Annotated in this window: 9 protein-coding genes and 1 pseudogene; 7 read left to right on the forward strand and 3 right to left on the reverse strand. The window is 75.4% G+C overall.

What is annotated here, in order from left to right; all coding sequences use genetic code 11:
• Positions 1-127 precede the first annotated feature (127 nt).
• The 6 genes and pseudogenes from MTQ10_RS21780 to MTQ10_RS21805 form a co-directional block, all read left to right on the forward strand.
• Positions 128-649: pseudogene (locus MTQ10_RS21780) on the forward strand (response regulator transcription factor); the annotation flags it as partial.
• Between the two features lie 212 nt (positions 650-861).
• Positions 862-1416, forward strand: a complete 555-nt coding sequence (locus MTQ10_RS21785) for a hypothetical protein (RefSeq protein ID WP_247471029.1) — start codon at positions 862-864, stop codon at positions 1414-1416.
• 304 nt (positions 1417-1720) lie between these two features.
• Positions 1721-1966 carry a hypothetical protein gene (locus tag MTQ10_RS21790; protein ID WP_374117663.1) on the forward strand — a complete coding sequence of 82 codons (246 nt, stop codon included), beginning with the start codon at positions 1721-1723 and terminating at the stop codon, positions 1964-1966.
• A gap of 253 nt (positions 1967-2219) precedes the next feature.
• A complete protein-coding gene (locus MTQ10_RS21795; protein ID WP_247471046.1) occupies positions 2220-3257 on the forward strand; it encodes a tetratricopeptide repeat protein in 1038 nt (345 codons plus the stop codon).
• Entirely contained in the window at positions 3254-4288 is a 1035-nt protein-coding gene (locus tag MTQ10_RS21800; RefSeq protein WP_247471032.1) for a polyprenyl synthetase family protein, read from the forward strand. The genes MTQ10_RS21795 and MTQ10_RS21800 overlap by 4 nt, the downstream gene beginning before the upstream one ends.
• A gap of 115 nt (positions 4289-4403) precedes the next feature.
• A complete protein-coding gene (locus MTQ10_RS21805; protein ID WP_247471035.1) occupies positions 4404-5981 on the forward strand; it encodes a protein kinase domain-containing protein in 1578 nt (525 codons plus the stop codon).
• Between the two features lie 84 nt (positions 5982-6065).
• Here MTQ10_RS21805 and MTQ10_RS21810 read toward each other — a convergent pair whose 3' ends face one another.
• Positions 6066-7547, reverse strand: coding sequence for a serine hydrolase domain-containing protein (locus MTQ10_RS21810; RefSeq protein ID WP_247471037.1), 1482 nt, complete (start codon positions 7545-7547; stop codon positions 6066-6068).
• 344 nt (positions 7548-7891) lie between these two features.
• On the opposite strand from MTQ10_RS21810, the gene MTQ10_RS21815 reads away from it, so the two are divergent.
• A complete protein-coding gene (locus MTQ10_RS21815) occupies positions 7892-8863 on the forward strand; it encodes an LLM class F420-dependent oxidoreductase (RefSeq protein ID WP_247471040.1) in 972 nt (323 codons plus the stop codon).
• Positions 8864-8878: 15 nt separating this feature from the next.
• Here the strand turns inward: MTQ10_RS21815 and MTQ10_RS21820 are convergent, their stop codons facing one another.
• Positions 8879-9394: a DUF6328 family protein gene (locus tag MTQ10_RS21820; RefSeq protein ID WP_308404587.1), complete on the reverse strand. Its 516-nt coding sequence runs from the start codon at positions 9392-9394 to the stop codon at positions 8879-8881.
• A gap of 192 nt (positions 9395-9586) precedes the next feature.
• On the reverse strand, positions 9587-10570 hold the full coding sequence (locus MTQ10_RS21825) for an aldo/keto reductase (RefSeq protein WP_247471043.1): 984 nt from the start codon (positions 10568-10570) through the stop codon (positions 9587-9589).
• Positions 10571-10657 lie beyond the last annotated feature (87 nt).

Here is a 10657-nt window from a genome sequence, read left to right on the forward strand (position 1 = left end):
TCCCCCGGCCCGACGGATGCAGGCGAACGTCCCCCGGACAGGGTCGACAGATCCCGTTGAGGACCCTGAGTCAGTCAGGCGTTGGGTCAGACCCCGCCGGGGAACGCTCACGTACATCCTCACTGTCCAGGCGTGGCTGGCGCGGGCCGAGGCGGAGTGGACGCGCGCGACGTCGGGTCCGGACGTGGCCGCGTGGGAGAAGGCGGTGGCCGGGTTCGGCTTCGGCGAGGTGTACGAGCAGGCGCGGTGCCGGCTGCGGCTGGCGGAGGCGCTGCTCGCCGAGGAGCGGCGCGCCGAGGCGGCGGAGGTGGCCCGGGCGGCCCGGGAGACCGCCGAGCGGCTGGGGGCGGTGCCGCTGGTGGAGCGGATCGACGCGCTGGTACGGCGGGGACGGCTCGCGGCGACAGGTGGCGGCGCCGACGACGGGCGGGCGTCGCCGCTGACGGCGCGGGAGCGGGACGTGCTGCGGCTGCTGGCGCTGGGCCGCAGCAACCGGCAGATCGGCGAGGAGCTGTTCATCAGCGGCAAGACGGCGAGCGTGCACGTGTCCAACATCCTCGCCAAGCTGGGCGCGGCGAGCCGCACGGAGGCGGTGGCGATCGCCTACCGGGAGGGGCTGCTGCCGGCTCCGCCCGCTGCGCGGGGGTGAGACGCCGGGCGCGGGTCAGGTGAGCCGGGGGCTGCCGCATCCGCCGGAGGCGTGGGCCGGGTGAGCGGGGCGCGTATTTGCGGCGGGCGCGTGGGCGTGCTCCCATGCGCCCCCGTATTCAGGATCGAACCGCCTCGCAGGCATACAAGCACCTCATACGCTCACGGATCTCCGCTGTCGTCACACCGTCAGAGACCCTCCCCGGGAGATCCGTGAACCTCCGCCCGTCCGCAGTGATGCTCGCCTCCTGCGTCCTCGCCACCGCCGTGCTGAGCGCCTGCGGCACCGACGAGCCGTCCGCGTCGCCGAAGGCAGCCGCACCGCCGTCCACGACGGCCGGCTCCGGCACGGCGGGCGCGGCGGAACCCACCGGCGCCGAAACCGCAGGGACCGCCCGTTCGGCCGGTGCGGCCGGTACGACCGGCCCCGGGAGCACGGGTCGTCCGGCGGCCTCGGAGCCGGGTCGCCCGGCCGGCGCGCCGGCGACGGCCGCGCTGCCGCCCCGCCCTGACTCCCGGGGCGAGGCCGCGTATGTGCGGGCGCTGACCGCGATCGACCCGGACATCGTGCACGACGACGAGAGCGGCGCCGTGGACCGTGGCCGGGCGCAGTGCCGTACGATCCGGGCCTTCCCCGGCGACACGGCCCGTCAGATCAGCGAGGCCGAGCGGAGGTTCACCTCCCCCGGGCATCCGCAGGGCTTCGGCCGGGCCAAGGCCGCGCGGATCGTGGACGCGGTCCACACCCAGCTCTGCCCCGACTTCTGAGCAGGACCCACGGCGGTACGCCCACCACCGAAACCGATCGCACATCACTACATTTCACCCACCTCGCCGGAATACTGTCGCCACCCGTCACCCCACAGCGGGACCTGACGACCCGACAGGAACGGAGAGGCGTCGGAATGCTCACCACCACCCTCCGCAGAGGCACCGCGCTCGGCGTGGCCCTGCTGTCCCTGCTCGCCGCCCCGGCCCAGGCCGCGCCGCGCGACCCGGCACCGGATCTCGCGGGGCTGCGCAGGCGTACGGGCTGGGGCTGCGGCGCCGCGACCTGTCCTGCGGGGTGTCGGTGTACGGCCACACCGGGGCGGTGCAGGGCTACTACTCGTACGCGTTCGCCTCCCGGGACGGCCGGCGCGCCCTGGCCGCGGTCGCCACCGCCTCCAACAGCGCCGGTGTCCACACGGCGATGCTGCGGACCCTGGAGTCCGCGTTCTGCGGCGCAGGGACCGTCCGGCGGACGCATGGCACGGCACGCGCGGAGCGGCCCGAGGACATCGGGGACCCCCGCCCGGTCCGCACGGGCGTCCGGTGAGCACACCGCGCCCGGTCCGCGCGGGCGTCGGCATCCGGCCGTTCTGCGGCCGAAACCCCGCTGCCGGACGGGAGTTCGGCATCTGCCGCGCCTCCCGAGGCAACCCGCGCGTCCGCGCCGGCGTCTAGCCGGGCAGCAGGTGATGCCCCGGCCCACCTCCCCCCTGGGCCGGGGCAGTTCTCCACCCCGCTATACACGGCATGTATACGCGGCGTGTATACCCATGCGCCGCATGCGCGGACGAAAGGCATCGATGTACGGCAAGGCATTCGCCCCGGAGTACCAGGGCGCCCTCACCACCCTGTCCGTCAACGCGTCCCTGGTGGACGTCCTGGCAGCGGGCACCGAGGAGCTGCGTGCCGCCGAACGTGCGGGACGGCACGCGGAGGCGGCCCGGTCCGGGCTGGCCGTCGCCGAGGCGCACCGCCGCCTCGGCCAGGTGAGGGAGGCGGACCGGGCGTGGAAGGCCAGCTACCGCGCGGCGCGCACCGCCGGCGACACGGCCGCGATGGCGTGGGCGCTGTGGAGCGGCGGCACCCTCGCCCGGCAGCGGGGCGCGCTGGCCCTGGCCCGGCGGCTGCTGGCGCTCGCCGCCGACCTCGGCGAGCGCGGCGGTGACGTGGTGGTGCGCGGCTACTCCCTGGCGGGGCTGGCGGAGACCGGCCGCATCCAGGGCGACTACGAGGCCGTGGGACGGCTGCACGAGCAGTTGCTGGCCGAGGCGCGGCGGCGCGGAGAGGCACGGCACACCGTGTGGGCGCTGGAGGGCATCGCGCAGATGCACCGCAACTCCGGCGCCTGGGACAAGGCGTACGAGCTGTTCGAGGAGGCGGCCCGGATCGCGGAGGGCGCGGACGACCGCCGCGGGCACGCCTGGGCGTTGCGCGGGCTGGCGGACATCGTGTCGGTGCGGGACGCGGACGCCGAGCGGGCGCTCGCGCTGCTGTCGGAGGCGGAGCGCACATGCCGGGAGATGAACCTGGTGAGCGCGCTCGCCTACAACCTGAAGATGCGCGGCAATGTGCTGTACCGGGCGGGGCGTCACGTCCAGGCCGCGAAAATGTACGAGCAGGCGTTGGCCACGTTCCGCGGCATGGACGAGCCGCGCGGGGAGGCGCTCGCACGGCTCGGTCTGGTGAAGGCGCGCGCCCGGCTGGGCCGCGACCGGGCCGAGACGGCGGCCGAACTCGCCGACCTGGCGCGGACCCTGGAGCGGATGGGCCTGCGGCACGCGCGGCTGATGGTCGCGCGGGCCGAGCAGGAGCTGGGTCTGACGGCGGAGGCGGCGTGACGACCGCGGCCGGGGTGACGGACCCGCCCACCGCCGTGGAGGTCCTCGAACGCTGCCGGACGCTGGTCCGTCCGGCGCTGGGCGCGGCCGTGGAGCGGCTGCATCCGTGGGTCGGGGAGATGGCGGCGTACGCCTTCGGCTGGTGCGAGGTGGGCGGTGCGCCCGCCGAGGCGCCCGGCGGGAAGGGCGTGCGGCAGGCGCTGGCCGTGCTGGGCGCCGAGGCGGCCGGCGCGCCCGCGGCCACGGGGGTGCCCGCGGCGGTGGCGGTGGAGCTGGTGCACGCGTTCTCGCTGCTGCACGACGACATCATGGACGGCGACGCGACCCGCCGGTGCCGTCCGGCGGTGTGGCGCGCGTACGGCACGGGCCCCGCCGTCCTGGCCGGGGACGGGCTGTTCGCGCTGGCCGTCGAGACGCTCGCCGCGGCCCCCGGCGGCGGCACGGCGGTCCGCCGGCTGTCGGCCGCACTGGGCGACCTGGTGACCGGGCAGGCCGACGACCTGCTGTTCGCGTCCCGGCCCTGGCGTGGCCCACAGCGGGTGCGGCCGGGCGAGTACCGGGCGATGGCCGAACGCAAGACCGGCGCCCTGCTGGGCTGTGCCCTGGCGCTCGGGGCGCATCTGGGCGGCGCGCCCGAGGCGTTGACCTCGGGTCTCGACCGGGTGGGGCGGAGGCTCGGTGTCGCGTTCCAGATCGTGGACGACGTCCTCGGGATCTGGGGCGATCCGGCGGTCACCGGCAAGCCCGTGCACGGCGATCTGCGGGAGGGGAAGAAGACGTTCCCCGTGCTGTGCGCGCTGGACGGCCCCGGCCCGGCGGCCCGCCGGCTGGCCGCCCTGCTGGAGGCGGGCGGCGACGCCGCCGAGGCCGCTGCCGCGGTCCGGCAGGCGGGCGGGCGCCGGGCGGCGCTGGCCGCGGCGCGTACGCTGGTCGTCGCGGCGGTCGACGAGCTGGACGCGCTGGAGCCGGCCGCCGGGGCGGCGGCCGAACTGCGTTCGCTGCCGGGCTATTTGACCGACCGGGAGCTGTGACGGCCGGAATCCGGCCCCGCCACCCCGCGGTTACTCGCGGTTACCTGTCGCGCGTTGAACACAGGCCGTCACACCCGCCGTACCCATGGGAAAAGTTCCGGGGTTCAGCGAGGAAATGACCATGGCCGATGCGCGTGTACCAGCACCCGAGTCGATCGCCGGCCGCTACCGGCCCCTGGAGATCGTGCACCGGGAGACGAACCGTGTCTGCTGGTACGGCGAGGACGCCGACGCCGGCCGGCCCCGTCTGCTGACGTGGACGGGGCTGCCGGCCGGGGACGGCGACGACGAGGAGAACGCGCGCCGGATCACCGGGCGGGTGCTGCGCATGGCGGAGACCATGGGCGCCCTCTGCCCGGGCCGGGTCCCGGCGGTCCTCGACGCGACGGTCCAGGAGGGCGGGCTGTGGACCGTCACCGACTGGGTCGACGCCACGCCGCTCGGCGAACTCGTCCGCGAGCAGGGGCCGTTCAACCCGGTGCGGGCGGCCAGGATCGGCCTGGAGATCCTCCAGGTGCTGCGCGCCGCGCACGACGAGGGCATCACCCACGGCGAACTGAGCCCCGGTCAGGTGCTGGTGCCGGACCGCGGCCCGGTGCTGGTCACCGGGTTCGGGCTGGCGGGCGCCACGCTCGCGCCCCGGCTCGCCGCACCGTCGTACGCCTCCCCGGAGCAGGCGCGGGACGAGCGGATCGGCCCGGCGGCCGACCTGTGGGCGCTGGGCGCCATGCTGTACACGATGGTGGAGGGCCGTCCGCCGTTCCGTGACCGGGGGCGCCCCGAGGACACGCTGAAGGCCGTGGACCGGCTGCCGCTGCGCGGCCCCGTGCGCGCCGGGCCGCTCGCCCGGACCGTGCACGGGCTGCTCCGCAAGAACTCCCGTGAGCGGCTGACCCGCCCGGTCGTGCACGAGGCGCTGACGCGGGTGCTCCACGAGGAGCCGGACGCCGCGCCGCCCGAGCCGCGGCTGCGCCGGGCGTACGCCGCGGTATCCGCCGGCGGCGCGGGGGGACGCGGGCGGCTGCTGGCGTTCGGCACGACACTCGCGGTCGTCACGGTGGCCGTCGCGGTGCTCGCCGTCACCCGCGGCAGCGGCGGCGGCACCGCCGCGGCGGCCCGCACCACCACGCCGTCCGGGCCGCCCGCCACGGCGTCCGCCCGGCCCCCGGCGCCACCGTCGGCCTCCCCCGCGCCGTCGGCCTCGCCGTCACCCTCCGGTACGGCGCTGCCGGCGGGCTTCCGCACGTACAGCTCGCCCGAGGGGTTCTCGGTGGCGCTGCCCGACGGCTGGCGGCCGTTGAGCACCACGCGGGTGTCGGATCTGGCGTACCGGGTGGTGCTCGGCGCCGACGGCGACCCCCGCACGCTCGCCGTCACCTACAGCGAGCGGGTCGGCCCCGACCCCGTCGCGGTGTGGCGGGACGACGTCGAGCCGGGGCTGCGCGCGGCGGACGGCTACCGGCGGATCGGGCAGATCAGCGCGACGACGTACCAGGGACGCAAGGCCGCCGACATGCAGTGGGTCGTCACCGACGACGGCGCCCGGCTGCGCACCTTCGGGCGGGGCTTCCTCGTCGGCGGCGGGCGCGGCTACTCGCTGCGGTTCACCGCACCGGCCGACGGCTGGTCCGACGCGGGCAACCGGCAGGCGCTGGAGGTGTTCCTGCGGACGTTCCGCGCCGCGTCACGCTGACGCCGCCGGCCGCGCCCCCCGGTCCGGGCGTCACGCGGACGTCACGGCGCCGCACCGGACGTCACAGGCGCCGCCCCCCGGGGGTCACGCCGGCGTCGCGGGCGCCGCCCCCGGCACGGGCGGTGCGGGTGGCCGCGGGGCGCGGCGGGTGCGCAGGGGGCCGGGGTGCAGCGGGGTGGTGCGCCAGCGCGCGGAGAGGGTGCGGCCGGCCAGCGAGCAGGTGACCTCCAGCCGGTGCGGGGTTTCCAGGACGGCGACGTCGAGGCCGAGTGTCCCGGCATCGGTCCAGCCGCCGCTGACGGCGACGGGCAGCGGCTCCTCGGTGACGGTCCAGTCGCCGGGGCCGAGACGCAGGGGCAGCGGGTGTCCGTCCTCGGTGAGGGTGAGCGTCCAGCCGTCCGGGCCGTCGGAGAGTTCCGCGCCGGTCAGGCCGGGCAGGTCGGGGCAGGTCCCGTCGCCCGGGGTGAACACGGTCCCGGCCCAGGCGTCGGCGTCCTCGGGCGGGGCGGGCTTGCCGGGTGCGGCGGGCAGCGCGAGCGCCGCGAGCCTGTCCCGCAGGGCGGTGTCGGCCTCCTCCCGCCCGGCCAGGGGCGCGGGTCCGAAGGCGGGCAGCAGGTGCTCCCAGACCGCGTCGAGGACGTCCTGCATGCCCCTGGTCTCGGAGGTGACGGCGACGACGGCGTCCTGCTCGGGCAGGACCAGGCAGAACTGGCCGAAGGCGCCGTCGCCCCGGTAGCCGTGCCGGGACATCCAGAACTGCAGGCCGTAGCCGAGGTCCCAGTCCCCGCGCTCCTCGTCCGGCTTGCCGGGCGCGGTGGCGATGTGCGGGCGGCTCGCCTCGGCGACCCACTCCTCGGGCAGCACCTGCCGCCCCTGCCACCGGCCGCGCCGCAGAAACAGCAGGCCGAGCCGGGCGACGGCGTCGGTGGTGGCGTGCAGTCCGCTGAAGCCGAGTTCGCGGCCGGAGCGGTCGCACAGCCAGCTCGCACCTTCGATGCCGAGCGGTTCGAACAGGCGGGGCCGCAGATAGTCGACGAGCCCCTGCCCGGTGACCTTCCGCACGATCGCGGCGAGGGTGAAGGTGGTGGGCTGGCTGTAGGCGAACACGGTGCCGGGGTCGCGGTCCGGCGGCAGCAGCAGGAAGCCCCGCACGAGGTCGTCGGGGTCGAGCTCCATGGCGTGGTCCAGGGCCTCGGCGGTGTGCCCGGCGGACATGGACGCCACATGCCGTACCCGCAGCTCGCGGCTGCGCGGATCGGTGATGTCGGACTCGAACTCGGGGAAGTACGACACGACCGGCGCGTCGAGGTCGAGCAGTCCCTCCGCCCGGGCGAGTCCGGCGGCGGTGCCGGTGAAGCTCTTGCTGATCGAGTACAGCAGCTGAGGGCGGTCGGGAGTGTAGGGGGCCCACCAGCCGGCGGCCACGAGCCGGTCATGGCGGACGATCATGACGCTGTGCGGTGCGATGCCGGGAGCGGCCTCCAGGGCGTCGAGGAAGGCGTGGACGCCCGCGGCGTCGACACCCTGGGCGGCGGGGCTGCTCTCGGGCAGGGGGCGCAGGGTCATGGGCACCATCCTCACCCTCGGCAGGCGGGCGGGGCGAGGGGTTTTCGGCCGAGTCCGGAGCGGGGGTCAGGTCGGTCCCCGCACCGGCATCCGCACGGGAGTCCGGCGGAGTGCGGCACCGGCAACCGGTCAGGTCGCGGCACAGGCCACCGCTCGCGTCGCACGGGAGTCCGGCGGAGTCCGGCACCGGCCACCGGTCAGGTCCGGCACAGGCCACCGCTCGCGTCGCACGGGAGTCCGGCGGAGTCCGGCACCGGCCACCGGTCAGGTCCGGCACAGGCCACCGCTCGGGTCCGGCACGGGGAGCCCGTTTCCGATCCTGGTCGTCCGGGGACCCGGCACCCATGGTGCGAATCGGATACACGATGATGACCGAGCAGGCGGGCCCGCGCGAACTGGTCCGGCACGTGGTACGGGCGGAGGAGGCCGGCTTCGACTTCTCCGTGACGTCGGACCACTATGTCCCGTGGCTGCGCACGCAGGGCCACTCGCCGTACGCGTGGAGCGTGCTCGGCGCCGCCGCGCAGGCGACCTCCCGCATCCCGCTGATGACGTACGTGACCTGCCCGATCCTGCGATATCACCCGGCGGTCGTCGCGCAGAAGGCGGCGACGCTGCAACTGCTGTCCGAGGGCAGGTTCCGGCTCGGCCTGGGCGCGGGCGAGAACCTCAACGAGCACGTCGTGGGCGGCGGCTGGCCGCCGGTGGACGTACGGCACGAGATGGTGCGGGAGGCCGTGGAGATCATCCGCGCGCTGTTCGCCGGCGGGCACGTCACCCGCCACGGCCGGCACTACGACGTGGAGTCGGCGCGGCTGTGGGATCTGCCCGGACAGGCGCCGCCGATCGGCATTGCCGTCTCCGGGGAACAGTCGTGCCGGCTGGCCGGGCAGCTCGCCGACCTGGTGATCGCGACCGAGCCGAAGCCGGGCCTGCTGGAGGCGTTCGACCGGCACGGCGGCGCGGGGAAGCCGCGTGTCGGGCAACTGCCGGTGTGCCACGACCCCTACCGGGACGCCGCCGTGAAGCGGGCACACGCCCAGTTCCGGTGGTTCGGCCTCGGCTGGAAGGTCAACGCGGAGCTGCCGCACCCGGACTCCTTCGAGCAGGCGACGCAGTTCGTGACGCCGGACGATGTCGCCGCGTCCGTGCCCTGCGGGGACGACCCGGAGGCGTTCGTGGAGGCCGTCCGCCCGTACGCGGAGGCCGGTTTCGACGAGGTCGCGCTGGTGCAGATCGGCGGCGAGGAGCAGGAGCCGTTCCTCGACTGGTCGGAGAAGACGCTGCTGCCGGCGCTGCGGGACGCGTTCGGCTGAGCCCCTCGGGGCGGGTCACCTGGAGGTGTAGCGGCGCCGTGTCCACAGCGGCAGCAGGAACCAGCAGGTGCCGTACCAGGCGACCACACCGGCCACCAGGTACGGCACGTACGCGTCGTGCGTGGCCACGCGCAGGATCAGCAGCAGCGAGGCCGTCATGGTGGCGAGCAGCAGTACGAGCCCGACGAGGGTCAGCCGGGACGCCCAGCGCACGGCCTGCGGCTTGACCCGGCGGCCGGAGACCAGCCGGTGCAGGGAGACGGGGCCGATGAGGGCGCCGGTCGCGCAGGCGCCGAGCACGACGGTGACGATGTAGATCGTCTGGTCGGTGTCGGCCAGCTCGGTGTACCTCGGGGTGAACACGACCGTCAGCAGGAAGCCGAAGAGGATCTGCACGCCGGTCTGGGCGACGCGGACCTCCTGGATCAGCTCGCCCCACATGCGGTCGGCGCGCTCCTCCTGGCTCTCGTTGCGCCCGCTGCGCGGGTTGAGGGGTCTGTGTTCCCCTCTCGCCTGCTCCCTGGTCGCCACGTGTCCTCCCGCGTCCCGATGCCGTCGCACGGGTACACGAGTTCCCCGTCCGGGTGGAAATGCGACGGCACGGGAGCGGGAAGTGCAGCGCGCCCACCGGGGACCGGGCACCGGGGCGGGGCCGGTCGCGGACCACCGGCGCGGACGGCCCCGCTTCCGGCGACCCGGCGCCCGGACCCCGCGCCCGGGGTGTCACCAGCGGTGTTCGACCTGGTCCTTGATCCGCCGCTCGTACAGCTCCCGGATCGCGTCCAGGGTGGCCTCGTCCAGTGCGGGCAGCCGGGCGGCGGCGGCATTGGCGCGGGCCTGCTCGGGGTTGCGGGCGCCGGGGATGACGCTGGTGACGCCGGGCTGCTGGATGATCCAGCGCAGGGCGAGCTGGGCGGGCGTGTACCCCTCCGGGGCGAGCGCCGCGAACTCGGCGGCGGCCTCGACGCCGGTGGTCCAGTCGACGCCGGAGAAGGTCTCGCCGACGTCGAAGGCCTCGCCGTGCCGGTTGTAGGTGCGGTGGTCGTCGGCGGCGAAGACGGTGTCCTTGGTGTACCTGCCGGACAGCAGGCCGGAGGCGAGCGGGACGCGGGCGATGATGCCGACGCCGGCCTCGCGGGCGGCGGGCAGCACCTCGCGCAGCGGCTTCATGCGGAACGGGTTGAGGATGATCTGCACGCTCGCCACGTTCGGGCGGGCGATCGCGGTGAGCGCCTCGGCGCAGGTCTCCACGCTGACGCCGTACGCGGCGATGCGCTCCTCCTCGACGAGGGTGTCGAGGGCGTCGTACACCTCGTCGGAGGAGTAGACGGGGGTGGGCGGGCAGTGCAGCTGCACCAGGTCGATGCGGTCGATGCCGAGGTTGCGGCGGGACCGGTCGTTCCAGGCGCGGAAGTTGTCCAGGACGTAGTTCTCGGGGATCTGGTCGACGCGGCGGCCCATCTTGGTGGCGACCAGCACATGCAGATCGGGCCTGCTGCGCAGGAAGGTGGCGATGGTCTGCTCGCTGCGGCCGTCGCCGTAGACGTCGGCCGTGTCGAAGAAGGTCACCCCCGACTCCGCCGCCGCCTCCAGCACCTGGAGGGCTTCCTTGTCGTCCACGTCTCCCCAGTCGGCGCCGAGCTGCCAGGTGCCCAGACCGACGACGGAGGCATGCTGACCCGACCTGTCGAATGCGCGCTCTTCCATGGGCTCAGTCTGTCACCCGCCCGCCCGACGCGCGGAGTGCCCCGTTCCGCGTGCCGGGCGGGGGTCGAGAGGCCGGGGAGCGGGGGC

The sequence above is a fragment of the Streptomyces sp. XM83C genome (assembly GCF_023072675.1).
Lineage (GTDB): Bacteria > Actinomycetota > Actinomycetes > Streptomycetales > Streptomycetaceae > Streptomyces > Streptomyces thermocoprophilus.

Coding starts and splice junctions, on each gene's coding strand:
- MTQ10_RS21795 (WP_247471046.1), top strand. CDS start 2,220: ATGTACGGCAAGGCATTCGCCCCGGAGTACCAGGGCGCCCTCACCACC.
- MTQ10_RS21805 (WP_247471035.1), top strand. CDS start 4,404: ATGACCATGGCCGATGCGCGTGTACCAGCACCCGAGTCGATCGCCGGC.
- MTQ10_RS21810 (WP_247471037.1), bottom strand. CDS start 7,547: ATGACCCTGCGCCCCCTGCCCGAGAGCAGCCCCGCCGCCCAGGGTGTC.
- MTQ10_RS21815 (WP_247471040.1), top strand. CDS start 7,892: ATGGTGCGAATCGGATACACGATGATGACCGAGCAGGCGGGCCCGCGC.
- MTQ10_RS21825 (WP_247471043.1), bottom strand. CDS start 10,570: ATGGAAGAGCGCGCATTCGACAGGTCGGGTCAGCATGCCTCCGTCGTC.